The sequence below is a fragment of the Mesorhizobium sp. M1312 genome, assembly GCF_040318115.1.
In the GTDB taxonomy this organism is placed as follows: domain Bacteria; phylum Pseudomonadota; class Alphaproteobacteria; order Rhizobiales; family Rhizobiaceae; genus Mesorhizobium.
This window is the reverse complement of the sequence record NZ_JAMYLQ010000004.1, coordinates 32,974-51,858: the sequence shown is the minus strand read 5'-3', so window position 1 is coordinate 51,858 and position 18,885 is coordinate 32,974. Positions and strand designations below refer to the sequence as shown.

12 protein-coding genes are annotated in these 18,885 nt (G+C 57.9%); 3 read left to right on the top strand and 9 right to left on the bottom strand.

All coding sequences use genetic code 11. The annotated features are described in order from the left end of the window. Positions 1-6: 6 nt before the first annotated feature. Entirely contained in the window at positions 7-1,692 is a 1,686-nt protein-coding gene (locus NKH36_RS07175) for a PAS domain S-box protein (protein WP_352958272.1), read from the bottom strand. A gap of 317 nt (positions 1,693-2,009) precedes the next feature. Between NKH36_RS07175 and NKH36_RS07170 the strand changes: the two genes are divergently transcribed. Beyond that, entirely contained in the window at positions 2,010-2,720 is a 711-nt protein-coding gene (locus NKH36_RS07170) for a helix-turn-helix transcriptional regulator (RefSeq protein WP_352958274.1), read from the top strand. Between the two features lie 128 nt (positions 2,721-2,848). On the opposite strand, the gene NKH36_RS07165 is transcribed toward NKH36_RS07170, so the two are convergent. From NKH36_RS07165 to NKH36_RS07135, 7 genes are all read right to left on the bottom strand, one after another. Next, positions 2,849-3,091, bottom strand: a complete 243-nt coding sequence (locus tag NKH36_RS07165) for a hypothetical protein (protein WP_352960945.1) — start codon at positions 3,089-3,091, stop codon at positions 2,849-2,851. Between the two features lie 95 nt (positions 3,092-3,186). Next, positions 3,187-4,047: a P-loop NTPase family protein gene (locus NKH36_RS07160; protein ID WP_352958277.1), complete on the bottom strand. Its 861-nt coding sequence runs from the start codon at positions 4,045-4,047 to the stop codon at positions 3,187-3,189. A gap of 36 nt (positions 4,048-4,083) precedes the next feature. Next, entirely contained in the window at positions 4,084-6,291 is a 2,208-nt protein-coding gene (locus NKH36_RS07155; protein ID WP_352958278.1) for a lipopolysaccharide biosynthesis protein, read from the bottom strand. Positions 6,292-6,364: 73 nt separating this feature from the next. Further along, entirely contained in the window at positions 6,365-8,584 is a 2,220-nt protein-coding gene (locus NKH36_RS07150) for a GumC family protein (RefSeq protein WP_352958279.1), read from the bottom strand. 1 nt (position 8,585) lies between these two features. Beyond that, positions 8,586-10,583 (bottom strand): asparagine synthase (glutamine-hydrolyzing), encoded by a 1,998-nt coding sequence (gene asnB / locus NKH36_RS07145; protein WP_352958280.1) that lies wholly within the window; start codon positions 10,581-10,583, stop codon positions 8,586-8,588. A 4-nt stretch (positions 10,584-10,587) separates the two neighbouring features. After that, a complete protein-coding gene (locus tag NKH36_RS07140; RefSeq protein ID WP_352958281.1) occupies positions 10,588-11,856 on the bottom strand; it encodes an O-antigen ligase family protein in 1,269 nt (422 codons plus the stop codon). Then, a complete protein-coding gene (locus NKH36_RS07135; RefSeq protein ID WP_352958282.1) occupies positions 11,853-13,079 on the bottom strand; it encodes a glycosyltransferase in 1,227 nt (408 codons plus the stop codon). Before NKH36_RS07135 ends, NKH36_RS07140 begins: the two co-directional genes overlap by 4 nt. Before the next feature lie 1,152 nt (positions 13,080-14,231). On the opposite strand from NKH36_RS07135, the gene NKH36_RS07130 reads away from it, so the two are divergent. Together NKH36_RS07130 and NKH36_RS07125 are read left to right on the top strand one after the other, a co-directional pair. After that, the gene (locus NKH36_RS07130; protein WP_352958283.1) at positions 14,232-16,031 is read left to right on the top strand and encodes a calcium-binding protein; all 1,800 of its coding nucleotides are present in this window, start codon (positions 14,232-14,234) and stop codon (positions 16,029-16,031) included. A gap of 410 nt (positions 16,032-16,441) precedes the next feature. Then, on the top strand, positions 16,442-18,103 hold the full coding sequence (locus NKH36_RS07125) for a calcium-binding protein (protein ID WP_352958284.1): 1,662 nt from the start codon (positions 16,442-16,444) through the stop codon (positions 18,101-18,103). 324 nt (positions 18,104-18,427) lie between these two features. On the opposite strand, the gene NKH36_RS07120 is transcribed toward NKH36_RS07125, so the two are convergent. Next, positions 18,428-18,730: a DUF982 domain-containing protein gene (locus tag NKH36_RS07120; RefSeq protein WP_352958285.1), complete on the bottom strand. Its 303-nt coding sequence runs from the start codon at positions 18,728-18,730 to the stop codon at positions 18,428-18,430. Positions 18,731-18,885 lie beyond the last annotated feature (155 nt).

The following is an 18,885-nucleotide window of genomic DNA, read 5'->3' as shown; positions in this document are numbered from 1 at the left end:
AATGCGTTATGGGCCGATTTCCTTGCGCGACAGCCGCAGCGAATATCGCAGCCCGTGATCCGACATTTCCAACTTGGGCGAGTAACCGACAAGCGGCGCCCCATCCACTCCGATTATCATGGAACCGAAACCATGACGGACAATTTTTGAAGTCCGCCGCCGCCCCGATTCCACCCACTCGAACACGATGTCACTACCTGCGTCTTCAGACGCGAACGTCCAATTTACCTCGATCCGGCCTTTTGAATCGCCAAGCGCTCCATGTTTCAAGGAATTGGTCGCAAGCTCGTGAACAACCATCCCAAAGCTTTCGGCGGCGCCGCCTGATATCACAACGGAAGGACCGCTGACCGATATGTCGCGTGTTCCCATATACGGCTGCAACTCCTGAACAACGAGATCGTGGAGCATCCCCGACGCATTGCCGTTGCGTGAAAGCAGCAGATGCGTTGCTTCGAGCGCACGAATCCGGTCGATGAGCGTCTCCTTGTACCTGGCGACATTGTTCTCGGGAACATCGACCATGTTCACCAACGCCGTGATCACAGGGAACAGGTTGCTGAACCTGTGGCGTTGTTCGAGCATAATGCGCTCCCGCTTCTTTGCCGCGGCGCGCAGCAGCGTGGTTTGTCGTCGCTCGGTCAGGTCGGCGGCCACGCCGAGCCGCTGTAGACGATCATCGTATTTCTCTTCCCTTCCGCGCAAGGCAACCCAGCGGATATGTCCGTCAGGTCGTCGGACGCGAATCTCGACGTCGTAGTTCATGACGGATGCGAGCTTTCTCGATGCTACCAGCTTTGGCCAGTCCGCCGGATGAACGACGGCTGACAGTTCGTCCAAACGGCGGCTAGCGGCCGGGGGCAGGCCGAGAATGTCCCAGAACGTGCCCGAGCCGGTGACGATCTCGTCTTTCAGGTCGATCCGCCACGTGGCCAGGCGTCCAGCAGACAAAGCGAGATCAAGCCACTCCTTCTGAGCCCGAAGCGCTTCGTGTACGGCTCGTCGTTCCGAGATATCGTCGACCACCACGAAGATGCTCTCTGAGAGAACCCCGTCGGGCACGGATGAAGATAGGGTTAGCCGCGCCCAGAATGCCGATCCGTTCTTTCTTAACAGACGCACCTCCGAAGCGAACGAAGCAGAGTCGTTACCCAGGCCCGCCAGCAACTGCTCCAAGGCATCACGGTCGTCCGGATGAACGAGTGTCTCGAGCCGCAATTGGGCAAGCTCCTCCTCCTCGTAGCCAGTCATCTCGCTGAGGCGTCTGTTGGATTGCAGCAGCTCACCTCTCTCGTTGGTGTTTGCGAATCCCATGGCGGCGCGTTCGAAAGCCCAACGGTAGCGGCTTTCGGTAGCTTCGACGGCAGCGAGTCTGGCTTCTGCTACTTCCAGCAGCTCACTCAGGTCCTGCCGCAGCCGATGAAAAGTCATGGCAATCACGCCGCCCGAAACCACAAGCAGAATGGCGCGCGCCCAATCCTCGCTGGAGATCTGACCATGCAGGGTGCTTCGTGCCCACAGGCCGGCAGCCACCATCAAGATTGTCGCCGCAAGCGCAGGCCCACGGTCTTCAAGGTAGGAAATGATGATAATAGCTGGAATAAATTCCAGAAAACTCGAACCTTCCCCAATATATACCGACGCTTTTGTTTCAAATATCAGTGTAGCCGCCAGTACCAACGCGGAGGCCATATGAGTTAGCAGTCTGCCTGATGGGTTCGAATCCGACCTGCGCGACTGCGAGTTCATGGGCGTAGACTACAACCTTTTGACTAGGCCGTCGAGACTAGAGCAAAAAACGTACAACCTAGTACGACTGCAGGATTGCCATACCACTATCCCAGCGCGCATTTTATCAGACGGGGGGAGGCATGACTTGGTCAGAACTCCTCAGAATATATCGAGTTTCAACGTAATAGGGCCCGTATTTGCGAGCCCTATGCATACAAGACTGTTTGTAAATCCCGAACAACTTATTTCGGGCCGTGAAACTTTGGGGAGCTTGAAAAATGACTCTGATCGATAGACACAGCGATGTCGTTGCGGGCAAACGATACATTACAATAGGGACCAAGTATAATCCCGACGCGCAGATGATGCGACCCACATATGCCTATCCTTTAGCTCGTGCATCAGATCGACCGGACACAGGGGTCGAGGAACCAAGAAGACGCAGCCTGGAATCCATCACCGGCATGCTTGACCGCATCGGCTGTGGTTATCTCGTACTGAACCGCGAAAGAAAAGTAGTCGAATGGAACGCAGCCGCTCAAACTACGCTGGAGCGCCAGGGCGAAGCGGCTGATACAGCCAGTGAACTTTCGATAGCCTTAAGGCGACTGATCGCAAATGTTCCGGCTAATTTCCTGCCGGGTTCACTGTCTTGGGTGGTGATCCGCAGCAGAGGCGACAGGCCGGTGATACTGAAAGAAAACGGCCTTGTCGCTCCTGACGGAACGAGCATTGTGGCATTGCTGGACCGTGAGAACAGGTCGGGGCCAAATCCTCAGACGCTGCAAAAGATGTTTGGATTGACGAGCGCGGAAACGCACCTTGCGCTGCGCTTGGCTCAGGGCGATGCGCCGTTGGAGATCGCTCGCAGTTGGCGCCTCAGCCGCACCACGATCCGCTCCCAGCTTGCCTCGCTGTTCGCCAAGACCGAAACGAGACGTCAGGCGGAACTGGTGGCTCTTCTGGGCCGCATTTCGGTCTTGCCATAAAGGCCGCCGCCTAGAGCATGTTCCATCCCGATAATATTGGGATGGAACTCTCACTTGTTTTTTACCATGATCTTTCCTGAAAACCGGTTGGCGCTTTTCGGGATCCGGGCGCCGGCATCCACCAGGATTCAGGCAACCGGTTGCCCTTCGAATTCGATTTGAACGTGTTGTCCCATTAGAGACCCGTCGCTGACGCTTGGGGCCAACAGTTGCACTGCTGCCATGCCAAGAATCTGGCTGATTTCAAGTTCCTTGCGGGCAGGATCTGAAAAGAAAAGGTCAGAGCGGCGGATCATGCCGAACAGTGTCGCCGCCGCCAGCGATCTTTGCAGAGCAAACCTGACTACAGCGCAATCAACAACTGCGCCCAAGCTGGTCAACCCCGCACCACCGATATAGATGAGGTCAAAGAGCGAAGACGCTGGCGTAGCCGAGGCTCCGGTCCATGTCTTCGTTTAGGGCAAAACTATGTCCGCTGGAGCAACAGAGGTCGCGGAGAATCGGGTGGGACTTCTCGGACCGCTGCAATCTTCAATATCGCTTGCGTCAGCGTCGAGCCTTTCATGGCTGCGTTTGGCCGCGTTTGGCCGCTGGTCCACCTCCGGTCTGCAAGATCTTCGTAATTATCTCCTGCTCGACTGACTGAATGCTCTCTAACGATGATTGGTTGTTGAGCGTTTCGATTGGAATTTTTTCGATTCGATTGCATGAGGATGTCATTTATGGTTTGAAACATCCCAAAAGCGCGCATGCTCGTATCGAAATCTGGCTCGAAAATTCGCTCTGCAGGCGGTTCATGCTCCATCCGCTGCAGCAAGCGTGTCTCCACGATCGCTTGTGGCACCACAACTCGGAGCGTGATATCGGCGACTGGCGCTAGGCTGAGCGCCTTTGCAAGCGCGACATTGTCTGCGGTTCCGTTGGACATTGCGAGCGACGCAATCGCTTGGACATAGCCCTGATCGAATATTTCTACATCTCTAGATTGCTTCGCTTGATCCCAGCAGCGCGAAAGCTTCAATAGATATTGCCAGAGCCGGGCCCGCCATATTCGTTTTTTTGGCGGAAGCATTCTGATCATGGAAAGGGACGTCGAAAGATTCATTCTGCCTCTCGGAGAAAGCAATATTTTTGAAGTTGAAAATATCGCAGCCATAATTCTGGAAATGAACAGGAAGATTCCGAAATCGAACCTCCCTCCCCTGGTGCTAGGCTGGTAACTGAGGACAACCTTGGCGTGGTATCCATCCCCGCGCAGTCGCCGGGCAAGCGCGTGAGCAAACGTTGTCTTGCCAGATCCGGTCGGTCCGAAGATCTCAATGATCATGGGGTCGAACCCCTTAGTGGCGATACTCTCGCGCGATCAGCGCAAGAACCAATACCTTGGCCGGCTGTCGACTGTGCCTGTTCTGAACGACGCTAGTGCAAAGATCAGCGCAGGCATGATCTTCAGTCGTTTTCTGATATAGATCGCCATCGCCACGTTCCAAACGGCCAATGCAAGTGCCAGGCCTACCGCCGCGCCCAGCGGACCGTAAAGCTCGATTCCTGCCGCACAGCCGATGATGCCGGCGACAGCGCCAACGATCATGGCGGCGGCTGCTGCCCATTCGTTTCCCGTCATCGTCAAGAGATTCAGCTGGGGTCCGCACAGCGCGACAAAGACATATCCGAGCATCAGTACCCGCGCGATGGGTGCTCCTGTGCTGAAATCCTCACCGAACCAGTTCATGAGAGGTTTAACAACCACAACCAGCGGGACGGCCATCGCTATGGCGCCGGCAGAGGAAAGTATGGCGGCTCGCGAAAATAGCTGCTGCAGACCCTTCCGATCGCCTCGGGTATGAAGGGCAGCCGCTGCTGGCGAAAACATCACGCCGACGGCAACGAGGGCAAGACTCACAAGCAACGCCACATTCAGTCCCAAGGCGAAGATTCCCGCGTCCCGAATATGACCTGTCCAGCCCAGCACCATAACCCCGGCCCGACTGATGAAAACATCGAGCCCGGCCATGAGCATGATTGGCGGAACCGCCGCCCACCACTCATGCGACGCATCGCTGGGCTGAGTCTGCCGCAAGCCAGGCGGCTGAAACCTTGTCGCCATAATGAACACCAGCCCGACCGTAATGCCCGAACTTGCCAGCACCGCCTGCATCACCAAGGGTGCGTTGAGGGTCCATGATCCGGAAAAGGCCGCGACTCCCAGCAACATCAACAACAGGCCGTCGCGCACGATGCGTTCCGGCAGCAGCGCTGAGACACCACCGCCGAAGGCACGAATAAGTGCTGCACCCAGCGCGGAGGCGGTAACCAAAGGTACTGCTGCCATGCCAAGGAGCTGGCTGATTTCAAGTTCCTTGTGAGAAGGATCTGAAAAGAAAAAGATCAAAGCGGCGCCGATCATGCCGAACAGCGTCGCCGCCGCCAGCGATCTTTGCAGAGCAAACCTGACGACACCATGTGCCAGGTCAAGCCGCCCGTTTGCCCTGTAGGCGGACACGAAGCGCAGTAGGGAGACATTGAAACCAAGCGTTGCAAGATAGCCAAGCACGGAGGTCCAGGCCAGGACATAGGAATAGATGCCATAGCTGGTGGAACCGACGAGGCGCGCAATCAACAACTGCGCCAAGCTGGTCAACCCCGCACCACCGATATAGATCAAAAGAGCGAAGATGCTGGCGTAGCCGAGACTCCGGCGCATGTCTTCGTTATGGGACAAAACTATATCCCCCGCGGCAAGAGAGGCCGCAGAAGCTCGTGCGGTCTTCATATCATTACAGTCGTGGTCAGCGTCGAGTATCTCATGGCCTTGGCTGCCTTTGGCCGCAGGTCCACCGCCGGCTTGCAAAATTTTCGAGATTATTTTCCGCTCAACACACTGAATGCCTTCTAACGAGGACTGATCGTTGAGAGTGTGGATCGGAATGATTTTTCGGTCGGACCCGACGAGAATGTCATTTATGCTTTGAAATACCCCGAAAGTGCGCATGTTTGTGTCAAAATCTGCCTCGAAAATTCGCTCCGCAGGCGCTTCATGCTCCATCCGCTGCTGCAAACGCGTCTCCACGATCGCACGTGGTGCAACAACTCTGAGCGTGAAATCAGCTGCGGGCGCGAGGCTGAGCGCCTTTGCGAGCGCGACCTTGTCTGCGGTGCCACTGAACATTGCCAGCGACGCAATCGCCTGGACATAGCCCTGATCGAATATGATTACATCTCTGGATTGCTTCGCCTCATCCCAGCGGCGCGAAAGCTTCAATATGTGCTGCCAGAGCCGGGCCCGCCATATTCTTTTGTCTGGCGGCATCACTCTTATCATGGAAAGGGACGTTGAAAGATCCTTGATCCTGCCTCTCGGAGAAAGCAGGATTTTTGATGTTGAGAATATTGCCGATATGATCCTGAAAATAGCCAGGAAGATCCCGAGATCGACGCTCGATCCCCTCTCGCGAGGCCGGTGACTGAGGGCAACCTTGGCGTGGTACCCCTCCTCCCGCAGTCGCCGGGCAAGGGCGTGAGCGAAGGTCCTCTTGCCGGATCCAGGCGGTCCGAAGAGTTCAATGATCATGGGTCCAATCCGATCGTGGCGACACCCGCGCGATTTCCGCAACCATCGTTGCTTCGAAGTCCGCTTGTGACGCTCATGATGTTTCCTCGAGCAAAAGATCAGCGCTGTCCCCGAACTGATAGCCGGCGTGCTTCTTGAGATTAACCTGCGTGAGAACGCTCCCCACAGGGACCGTAACTGACGCATCGCTCGCGAGCGTTTCCAAAACACCGCGTGCGATGCTGCGTCGCGTCTTGCCCCAGCGAACCGCGAAAAGAACCGCATCAGCCCAGCCCGTCAGAAGCCCGGCCTCCGGCCCTCCAAGTCCCAGCGGTCCATTTATGATGACGATGCTGTAGCTCGAGTGCAGCTCATCCGTGAACAGGGAATTGTCGACCGTGGACAGTAACGCCAGCAGATCCTCCGACGGTGCGAGAGCCATGAAGTCGATTCCGATTTCAGGCATTCCCGCGATTGCATCGTGCAAGGCACAGCGTTCGCTCACATAGTCTCCGAAGAAGTTGTGTGGCTTGAGCGCCGAGAATTCATCCAGGAATTCGTTCGTGAGGCGGGCGCCCGTGCGGTCAAGATCGAGGAAAAGCACTCGGCCCCCCAGTCGGGTGGCTGCCAAGGCCAGGCTCCATGCAAGCTCGGTCTTGCCATCATCCTGGACGCTGGACGTTACGAGAATGATGTGCGACGAGCGATCCCTCGCTTGCTTGGCTGCTGCGGCGACAAGCAGGGACGTCACGGCGCGGCTGTATCTGGACCTCTGCTGGGCTAAAACCAGCTGCTTCAGCCGTTTGGCGTGCATTGTGGCAGCTTGTGGTATCAGCCCCAAGCATGGAACCCCGAGCGCTGCTTCAGCTTCGGCTTCGCCCCGCAAGGTCTGATCGAGGCGGTTGCGAATGACAACGAAGACCCCGCCAAGAAGCCCGAACACAACCATACCGGGTGGGATAAGGAAAATCGGCGACAGGGTCTTAGGAACCGTCGGCGGCCATGCCGCCGAAAGGACCGACACTCCGGCCGAAGGAGTTGCGATGCGCCGTATCAAGTCCTGTTGTTGGGCCAGAAGCTGGTTGTATCGTTCCGTCAAGATATTGACCTGCGGCTCCAGTGCACGCAGCCCAGACAGCCGGCCGGCTGTATCGGCCACAACCGCGTCGAGCACATTCTTGCGGCTTTCCAGAGCTGCAATCTGGGCCCGGTAGATGCTGGCTTCGGCAGCGAGACGAGCGGTGTCTTGTTCGATCTCGCGGTTGATCGCATCGCTCAGATTTTTATCTGCCGTGTCATTGGCCTGGCGAGCCGCCAGGTCGGCCAGCGCCGGTGATCCGATGGCTTGAGCGAGCGAGGCGACCGATGCCCCCTCCTTTCGCAGGTCCTGAATATGTTGAAGGCGAGATTCCGTGGCGGAGAGATGCGCTTTCGACAAGGAAATCTGCTGGCTCAGTTCAGCTGTCTCCTTGGCGGCGTTGTCCGCAGCACCTTGGTCGACTGCACCATGGCTCAGCCGATACTTTTCCAGGCGATCGGTCGCTTCTGCCAGATCGCGTTGTACGCCCGGCAGGGCAGCGACTATCGAGGTGAGTTCCAGTCTGTCCGCTGCCTGGCGTCTCTTCGCGAGATCGTCGATATACAATCGGGCGAACGTATTAGCCACCATGGCGGCTCGCGCCGGATCGGGATCGGTAAAGCCTATGCTGATGACTCTCGATCGCAGTTCCTGCCCAACCCTCATGCCCTTTCGCAACGCCTTTAGTTCAGCCGCATCCGCAGCTTCCGGCTTGCTTTGCGGCCAAATTCCGGCCAAGAGGCCGTCTGCAAATGAGCGCAAAATCGACCGGCCGCCGCGAGCAGGGTCGGGACGAGAACTTCCAGTTCCGGCATCACCTTGTTCGGCAGTGCCGCCGGCCTCTGTCTTGCGCAGCTCTGCCATCACGCGACGCAGATTTCCTTGCGACAAGAGCATGGTTATATTGTCGTCAATGCTGGCATCCAGCATTGCCGGAGCAGGTTCCGCGCCGGCGGGCCCATTCCTGCTTGGAGCATCGAGGATAACTTGCGTACTCGCCTCGTAGCCGACAGGGACGGCCAAACCCGCAAGCCCGGCCAAAACACCGCCCAGAACCACCATGGCGAGCAGGAATCGTTTTCTCCTCGCGATGGTGATGAGGAGTTGATGAATGGAGCTCTGCGCGTCCATCTGCTCGCGCAGCGGCCGCCGCATGCGCGGCTTGGTCTCGTGCGCGGTTACGTGCATCTCAGTGGCGCGCGGAAGTTGCTTGCGGCTGACTATGGAACCTTCCATTTTACACTCCTGCCAGTTCGAGTACGCGATACAGGTCCGTTGCCGGCGCCGGTGGCCGACGGGCCTCGTTGCGCCAGGCCTGGAACATCAACGCCGCCCACAAATCACGAGAATGGTCCTGCCTTCCATCCATGTGATCTCGCCAGCACGTCTGGACCTTCGCAAAGTCGAAGATCCCGTCTCCGGACACGCGCATATCGGCGAGCAGATCGCTGGCCCAGATGCGCAGCGGCCCTCTCAGCCAGACTGCTATAGGGACGTCGAAGCCCTGCTTCGGCCGATCGGTCAGCCGCTTGGGAACATAGCGATGCAGCAATTGACGAAGGATCCACTTGCCTCTGCCGTGGCGAACCATTGCGTCCGCCGGCAGCCGCCAGGCGAAGTCGACAACCCGATGGTCGAGAAGCGGGCATCGCCCCTCGAGACTGGCGGCCATGCTGGCGCGGTCCAGCTTCACCAGTATGTCGCCGGGCAGATAGCCGACCATGTCGTCGTACAAGAGACGGGACAGCAGGCCATCAAGCGGCGGTGCGCCGTGAACTGATAAGGGCAGCTCATGCTGGGTGAGGTTCTCGGTCGATGATCCCCTAAGCCGCTGATACAATTCGTCCTCATCTGCCGCTGCGAGCAGCCGAGCCAGGCGATCCAACCGGTCGCTCCGCAGCGCGTGCCGCGCATGCGCCGAAAGCGGCAGCTTGCTGACGAGATCGTGACGGGCTGCACGAGCCAGCAATCCAACACCGGACGCAAGCGTCTGACGCAGAGGTGACGGCAGCCTATGCTGTCGTCTCGCTCGGGCTGCCATGAGATGACGAGCGTAGCCGGCGAAGCATTCGTCGCCGCCGTCGCCCGTCAGAGCCACCGTAACGTGCTGGCGAGCGAGCCTCGCTACGAGCAGAGTTGGTATCTGCGATTCGTCGGCGAACGGCTCGTCCCAGGTCTGCGGCAGTTCTGGAATGACCTCGCGCGCGGTTGCGCAAGAAAGGTGAAGCTCGGTATGGTCGGTGCCCAAGTGCCGGGCGACCTCCGCAGCATGGGGAGCCTCATCAAACCCGCCCTCTCCGAAAGCGACGGTGAACGTGCGCACCGGTTTTGTGGATTGAGCCTGCATCAGAGCTACAACGACGGAGCTGTCGACACCACCGGATAGAAAGCCGCCCAGCGGCACATCAACGTTCATGCGTTCCCGGACCGCAAGTCGTAGCAGGTCGTCGAGTTCATCCGTCAGTTCTTCGTCAGTGCCGACAATTGGTTCCTGCCGACCTTTCGCGGCGACTTCGGCCAGCGACCACCAGTATCGGATGCGATGCGAAAGCGACGCGACACTGCGGGCCTCAGCGAAATCTGCGGCCGTCACCGACAGGACTGAGCCGGGCGGCAGCTTGAACACGCCTTGCCAGATGCACTTGTTATCCGGTACCCATCCCCTCGACAGCATCGACGTGGCGGCATCGATATCGAGTTCCTGACAGAAACCTGGAAAGCAGTTGATCGCCTTCAACTCGGAGGCAAAAACGAGCGCATCGCGTGTTGAAGCGACGTAAAGCGGCTTTTTGCCCATTCGGTCGCGGGCGAGATGAAGGGTCCTCGTCTTCATATCCCACAATCCAAAAGCGAACATGCCGGCGAAGCGAGTGAGTGCGGTATCGAGCCCCCAACTCTCGATCGCGCACAGCATGACTTCGGTATCGCAGGTGCCGCGGAAACGATGGCCCGCGCCTTCAAGTTCGCGGCGCAGATCCTGGAAATTGTATATTTCGCCGTTAAAGGTGATGGTATATCGGCCAGTGGCCGAATGCATCGGCTGGTGTCCCGCCTCCGACAAGTCGACGATGGCCAAACGCCTGTGGCCGAAGGCAACGCCGGCTTCACGATCTGCCCAGAAGCCGTCGCCATCAGGCCCACGGTGACGAAGGGCTGTCGTCATTTGCGCTATTGCCCTTAGCGGCTTCGCACTAGCCGCACCGTTTGCAAGAAGAATTCCGGCAACCCCACACATCCCGTCACCCCAAGTCCCTGGAAGTTTTCATGGAAGTAGCCGAAATTACTCGCGGCGTTCCGGCAACAAGACAGAGGGTCAGCGCAAACCAAACGATCGGGTGGCGGATGATCAGGTGCGGAAACCCGTAAATCATGATCGCCACCACCAGCGCAAAAAGCGCATCGAGCTTCGCACGCCATGCCGACATGGCCGCCGAGCCGACGATCCAAAGCAGGGCCAGGACCGCAACCAGACCACCTTGCGTGTACAGATCGAGGATCGTGTTGTGAGCCTCGAATGGTTCGGGCAGAAACTGCCGATATTCGACCGAGGGGCGGTCCACATGCGGGCCAGGACCAAGGCCAAGAGACGCTGACGTCACGCCCTTGTAGACTGCATTACCCCAGAGCGTGACGCGAAGTGTAAAGGTTGAGTCGGTCTCCTCGCCGCCCCTCCCCTTGCTGAGGCTCTTGGCGAAATTTTCAACGCTGCTTATGTCCCTGAGAACGTAGGGCGTCATCGACATAGCCAGGGGGAGGAAGCCGACCATCAGGAGGACGGCGACTTGCCGCGAAACGCTGCCCTTGTCACCGGTCGTAAGCCATGTCCGACCCCGCAGTCCTAGAAATACCAGGCAGGTCACGACGCCTGTAAGAAGATAGGCATCACTCTTTGTCAGCCTACCGACATAGACGATCAGAACAAGGCTGCTGAACCCGATCACCCTCCCCCAGGGACTGCTTGTCGTCGTAGCAAGATGCAAAGCCAGCGGACCAAGAATTGCGCAATAGATAGCGAGTTGGTTCGGATTCTCGGACCAGCCCATGAAGCGATCCCAGAACCAGGGATTGACACCGGGTTGGTGGATCCAACCCCACGCAAGTGCCAGTTGAAAGGTAAAGCATGCATTTGCTATCCAGATCACCCACCAGGCAGTGCGGCGCAGGTGGCGATCGGCGTCGGGCTCTGCGGCAGCCAGGCAGGTGACGCTGGCCAACAGCATGTATGCCATTATGTCGTGAATCGGCGCCGAGAGGTCCAGAACCGCCGTGGTCAGTAAGCCGACAATTGCACCGACCGCCAGGGTGAGCGTCATGATCAGCCAGAAGGTCGCAAGACGGAACAGGGCCGGCGTGGCCTCCAAGCGACCACCGGCGATTACTCGCCCGATCGACAGCATGATCCAAAGCGATAAGAACAATTCGGTATATCCGAAGGGCAATCCCGGAACACCGAACTGCGTCGCATAGCCCATCGCAATGCCGCTGGCCAGCAACGCATCCCGGATCATCGGCGTGCTCCACCCAATCCGCGGTTTGCGGCATCCCCTTCAAGCAAGATCGGGGACGCCGGTCGAGCAAGACCGCCGTGGGATTCGACGCTAAGGACACTTTTGTAGAGATCGCAATACTGGTCGACTACCCACGGCAGCGCGAACTGCTCCCGGACGAGTTCGACAGAACGACCGCCCATGATCTTTCCGTGACCACGGTCGGACAGGATGTCTATTATTCGAGACGCAAGGCCATCAACATCGTGCGGTGGGACGAGATAGCCGTTCCATCCGTCTTCAACCACGTCATTGCAGCCAGGCATCCTTGAGGCGACGATAGGCAATCCCGCCAGTCCTGCCTCCAGCAGGACGCGCGGGATCCCTTCCCGATATTGTGTCGGAAAGGCGAACAGATCGGCCATACCAAGAAGGGCTGGAACATCGCGTCGCGGACCCAAGGCGATGACATGGGGGGCATATCGATCGATGTCTGATTTGTCGACGGCAAATGGCCCTTCGGATTCCCATGGACCGACAAGCACGAAGCGCGCATCAGGCCTTTTAGATAGGATGCGTGGGACCGCTTTGAGGAGTGTCGGGATACCCTTCTGGCGGGTCAACCGACCGACAAAAATTACGACTTCGGCGGACTGGAGCCCAAGCTCTTCACGCATTTTCGCCGCTGACGGGGCAAGATGCCTTGCCATGGCGAACGCATCGACGTCGATTCCAGAACTGCGGATCAGCCGCCCGCTGCCGCGTCGGATCAGTCGATAGCGTTCAAAGAAAGCCTGATCGTCCCGATTTTGGAAGACCGTCGCAGCCGTCCAGAAGGACGAAAGCCATTGCAGTCCGCAAAAGACTGGACGCAGGGCCAGAGCCCGTGGCTCCTGCGACGAGAATGTCCAGCCCAGACCATTGATCGTGCGGATGACTGGGGCCTTCCCGCGCACCGCAAGTGGCGTCAGCAGGTTCGGTTTGGTGTCGAAACTTTGGACAACATCTGGTTGCAGTTCCGACATTAATTTTCGAATCGTTCTGATGGCGCCCCATTCCCCGCTGCCGCCGCTGGCAAATCGGTCGAAACCATAGCGGCGATGCGGAATGCCATGTCGCGAAAACGCAGCTTCACTGCCACTCGAGACTGCAGTGACCCGAAAACCCCTTTCGCGAAGCGACATCAGGAACGGAATTCTTAAGGCGTGATCCTCGCCTCCCACACACACGAGATGCGGGTTCATCCTGCCTCTCCCGACCATGTGCCGTCCCCGAATCGCGGGAAGTGGCCGGCTTTTGACTCTGCCTTCATGACCTTGGTTTCGCTTCTTCTGCGTGTATGGATGCCAAGTCACGGTACGGGCAGGCTTGCCTACTGTCCTCGTCTGTTTGCATGAGGCAAACCGCATTTGGATCAAGGTGTTGCGACATCAGGCAGCTAAGTCTCCGGCTTGGCGAGGCAATCCACGCCCAAGGCCTGCACAGGTGTGATGCCGAGGCCGCATGGCGGGCTTCCTCGACGCGCATATCCTGCGTGGTGAAGGGTGTGGCGGGATCATTTGCGCGTCGAATTTAGGAAAAAATCCTGCGGGCGCGTTCGCCGGCGGGCGGGCAACCAAAGACTGCGCTTCGGATAATCGTCCGTTGTCAGACCTCGGTCTGGGTCGGTGCTTTGCCGGCCCGAGCATCGTCCCGACCGTGGGCCGGTGCCTCAGTACGCTGGTTGAACCGCATCTCAGTCACTTCCGCCCTGGTAGAATCTGTCTGCGACCAGCAGGTAACTTAGCTCGACCATCTCCGATGCCGGCAATGTCGTCGGCGGATGACATGGTTGTAAGCGAGCACCTGCCCACTGTGTCCACAGAAAATTGGGTTGCGACGCCAGAGAACATGGCCTGGCTCAGCACCTGGCTTAACGCAGTCAGATTTGCCTGCAGGTAAGTGTATATTGTACAGAAAAGCTATTATGGCTGCCGTTCTATTCATAGCCTCTAGTTGCCGGCAGTTAAACTCCGACTTTTGTGGCGCCACTTCAACGGGTCAGCATCACCAAGGAATCTTCGCGAAATACCGGCATCGACGCCATCTAGAATCTTATTGAAAGGCAAAATACTCGATAGGAAATCACTGTCGAAGACGGATCACATATAGGCATGTTAAAGACCAATCTGAAAGAAATGTACAATTTATCTGAATGCCTTGGGTTAATGTATACGATGATAAAATGGAATGTTGCTTTTCGATGCCGTGGCTATCCTAAGTAAAATTCTGCTTCCGTGAGGCGATCCTGCTGGTGATCAACGAATCTATCAGAGGGGTGTGGGTATGTGATTTGAAGCTAATATACGCTGTCGAGTAGGCAGGCACCGCGGGGCGCTAAGAAAAAAGGATTATTAATGGCACTTCATTTCGCAGCAGGTGGGTCCGCCACAGAAGTCGCAAGCGCCGGTTTCAATCTGGTCGACGTTCAATATATCGACCAGGTCAACGAGCTGCCGGATGGCACGAAGGCTATGGTCTGGCTCAACGAGGGCGAGGGCGTGACCCAGTCCTTTATCGACAAAGTCACCCCCTTCCTTGGCAATCCGAAGGTGTATGGGTTTTTTCTCGTCGACGAGCCGGATCCCACCGGCCAATACCACACCCAGGTAGACGCTGAGGATCTGAAAGCCGAATCCGACTGGATCCACGCTCGCATGCCAGACGCCAAGACCTTCATCACCGCGATGGACATGGGGTCAGCCGAAAACTCGGATTTTTCCAACACCTACAACTATGACAACACGCATATCGATCTGTTTGGAATAAGCGCCTATCCGGTGCGCACCGGCACAGACACGGTCGACTACGACATGATCGACAGAACCGTGGCTGCGGCGGTGGAGTCGGGCATCCCGACCAGCCAGATCGTTCCGATCCATCAGACCTTTGGCGGCGGCAATTGGACGACCAACACGGGCGGCAAATATGTCATGCCGACGGCGGATCAGCTGCAGACGATGATGGACCGCTGGGATGAACTGGTTCCGTCGCCCGAATTCGACTTCGCCTATGCCTGGGGTTCGCAGGAAGGCGACGTCGCGCTTGAAAGCTCGCCGGAACTGCAAGCCGTCTTCCGGGAACACAATCTTCAGGATGAGGCCCCGGCCACACCTCCAGTTAGCGAGCCTGAGACGCCTCCCGTTAGCGATCCTGCCACGCCTCCAGTTAGCGAGCCTGAGACGCCTCCAGTTAGCGATTCTGACACGCCTCCAGTCAGCGATTCTGGCACGCCCCCATCCGACGACCCGGCCCAGACCATCGAGGGAAATGCCGGTGCCAACACTATAAACGGCGGCGGCGGTGCCGACACCATGATCGGCCATGGCGGCAACGACGAATACTATGTTGACAATGCCGGCGACAAGGGGGTCGAGTCCTCTGGCCAAGGTCAAGACAGGGTATGGACCTCTGTGAGCTATGCGCTCTCAGCCGGCTCATCGATTGAAGTCCTTGGCACCACGAAGGACGCCGGCACCACGGCAATTAACCTGACCGGCAACGAGTCGGCCCAAACCATCCAGGGCAATGCCGGCGCCAACGTCATCAACGGCGGCGGCAGCGCCGATAAGTTGAGCGGCTATGGCGGCAACGACGATTACTATGTCGACAATGCCAGCGACAAGGTGGTCGAGTCCTCTGGCCAAGGTCAAGACAGGGTGTGGACCTCTGTGAGCTATGCGCTCTCGGCCGGCTTGTCGATTGAAGTCCTTGGCACCACGATGGACGCCGGCACCACGGCAATCAACCTCACCGGCAACGAGTTGGCCCAAACCATCCAGGGCAATGCCGGCGCCAACGTCGTCAACGGCGGCGGCGGTGCCGATAAGTTGAGCGGCTTTGGCGGCAACGACGTTTTCGTCTTCAATAGCGCCCTTGGTGACGGCAATGTCGACAAGATTACCGACTTCAACTCGTCCCAGAACAAGATCCATCTCGACGACGCGATTTTTGCCGAGCTTGAGTTGGGCACGCTCACATCCGACGCTTTCTTTGCGGGTAAGGCCGCGCATGATAGCTCCGACCACATCATCTACAACAATTCAACCGGAGCGCTCTCCTTCGACAGCGACGGGATCGGCGGCGCCGCTCAAACACAGTTCGCCACTCTTTCTCCAGGTTTGTCGATTACGGCAACCTCGTTCTTTGTGACCTAAAGGAGCTAGGGAAACGACATCGCGCGAGGGCCTGCGCTCGCCAACAGAGACAGGTGGATAAACTGCACCTTGAAGCCTGTCTCGTTTGGCGGCGTGGATGCTCTGGCGCGAATCGCCGGCGTCACTTGGCGCACCCGACATAATTCGAACCTATGACCTCTGCCTTCGGAGGGCGCGCGCGCCCAACGGCCGTTCGGGAAAACCAGGCGATCCCAACCGACTGGCTATTTATCCAGCATTGCCGTCATCAAGTTTCGCGCAAGTCCCTGCAGTCAAATCGCATGAAAATTGGTGATCCATCCAAGATCAATGATTCTATCAACAGCGTGTCGCTAATTGATTTGGCGCTAATATAGACCGTCGCGTAGGCAGGGATCGGGGCGCTACAGAATCACACGAGGGATATCCGCATGGCCACGATGCACTACACCTGGGGCGCTTCAGCATCCCAGGCCAAGGCCTATGGCTTCAACCTAGTTGATCTTCAATACGCGTCATCGGTCAACGCGTTGCCGGATGGCTCGAAGGCTCTGATCTGGCTGGGCGAGAGCAATGGCGTAACCCAGTCCTTTATCGACAAGGTAACGCCTCTCCTCAACAATCCGAAGGTTTTTGGATTTTTCCTGACTGACGAGCCGGATCCCACCGGCAGATATCACACCCAAGTGAGCGCTGCCAACCTGAAGGCGGAATCCGACTGGATCCATTCCCATTTCCCGGGTGCCAAGACTTTCATCACCCTGATGGACATGGGGTCGTACACAGACTCGAATTATTCCAATACCTACAATCCTGCGAATACAGGGATCGATTATTACGGAATAAACCCTTATCCCGTGCGCACGACTGCGGTGGACTTCAACTACATCGATAGAGCCGTGGCTGCGGCGTTGGAAGCAGGCATCCCGCAGAGCGCGATCGTTCCGGTCTATCAGACGTTTGGCGGTGGCGGCTGGGCGACCAATACGGGCGGGTCGTATGTCATGCCCACGACGTCCCAGATGCAGACCATGATGGACCACTGGGACAGGCTGGTTCCCAATCCTGCCTTTGAAATGGCTTATAAATGGGCCTCGCAGAACGGCGAAACCTCACTTGGCAACACTCCGTCAATGCAAGACTTTTTCCTGCGACACAACACCAGCACTACCACCCCACCACCGCCAACCGACGGTAACGTCTACGGCACCAGCGGCGCTGATGTACTTCAGTCAACCGGCGCCCACACGATGACCGGCTACGGCGGCAATGACACGTATTATGTCGACAATGCCAAAGATAAGGTGATTGAGGCGACCGGCGGCGGCACCGACAAGGTGCTCACCTCGGTGGCATACGGGCTTACAGCCGGCGCGCAGGTCGAGCTTCTCACCACCACCAACGCCGCCGGCACGACAGCTATGAACCTGACGGGCAACGAGTTCGCCCAGACCATCCAGGGCAATGCCGGCGCCAACAACATCAATGGCGGCGGCGGTGCTGACACGATGATCGGCTATGGCGGCAACGACGGCTACTATATCGACAATGCCGGCGACAAGGTGATTGAGGCGGTCGGCGGCGGTCGCGACGTCGTGGTCACCACGGTGAGCTATGCGCTTGCGGCCGGCTCGCAGGTCGAGCTTCTGGCCACCAGGTATCCGACCGCCACAGCTGCAATCAACCTCACCGGCAATGAGTTCGCCCAGACCATCCAGGGCAACGCCGGTTCCAATGTCATCAATGGCGGCCGTGGTGCCGACATCTTGACCGGCAACGGCGGCAACGACACCTTCGTTTTCAACTCCGCTCTTGGAGCCGGCAATATCGACAGGATCGCCGACTTCAACAAGCTCCAGGACAAGATCCACCTCGACAACGCGATTTTTGCCGGGCTGAGCTCGGGCGCCCTCTCATCCGGTGCTTTCTTTGCTGGTGCCGCCGCGCACGACAGTTCGGACCACATCATCTATAACAATTCAACTGGAGCGCTCTCTTTCGACAGCGACGGGATCGGCGGCGCCGCTCAAACACAGTTCGCCACTCTTTCTCCAGGTCTCTCGCTTACGGCAGCTGCATTCTTTGTGACCTGAAGGATCTAGTGGGCAACGACCTCACGCGAGGGCCCGCGCTTGCCAACAGAGACAGGTGCACAAAACTGCACCTTGAAGCCTGTCTCTTTTGGCGGCGTGGATGCTCTGGCGCGGACCGTCACTATGTCGAGTTTGGACCCGACCGCTCCTAGGTGACCAATTTAAGGGAGTTCCTCCCGAACCTATGGAACTGCGATGGTGCTGGCCGTTCCCATAACCATTCTGATTTAGCAATTTTTCGGCCCTTGAGACGAGCCTGATAGCCAGGTGACCGCTCGCGTCCGGCTCCGACACAGCGCAAGTTGAAGAGAAATGGATCGGCATCTATCGCCTCGGCGTGTATACGCTGTCCATCTTTTCGCTGCCTATCGGCAGCGCCATGTCGTCATCCAGCAGCCGGGTGATCCGGGCAAAGCCCGTAAAAGCCTTTCTTGCTTCCTCGGCAGACATCCGGCCCGCCAGAGCCGCAGCGCAGCAGTTTAGCGCGCATTGATACACCGGGCCGCGCCGCCCTTTCGGCCAATGGCGCAAAAACGTCATCGCTTCGCTGACACTGTCGATTTCTTCGACAGGCTTTCCCTCCCCGCGCGAAATTCGCACCGGCGTAAAGAACTGCAGGCGATTCATCGTTTCCTCCCGGTCGATCGCGATGCGTTCGATCGAACCCTACTAAATTCACGGTCAGCCAATTGGTTCCCGGCAAAAACGCCCACGGACTCGATAAAATTGCCACGTGTCGGCTGAGTGAAGCGCCAGTCATCGCCCGACTTCTTGCAGTCGCG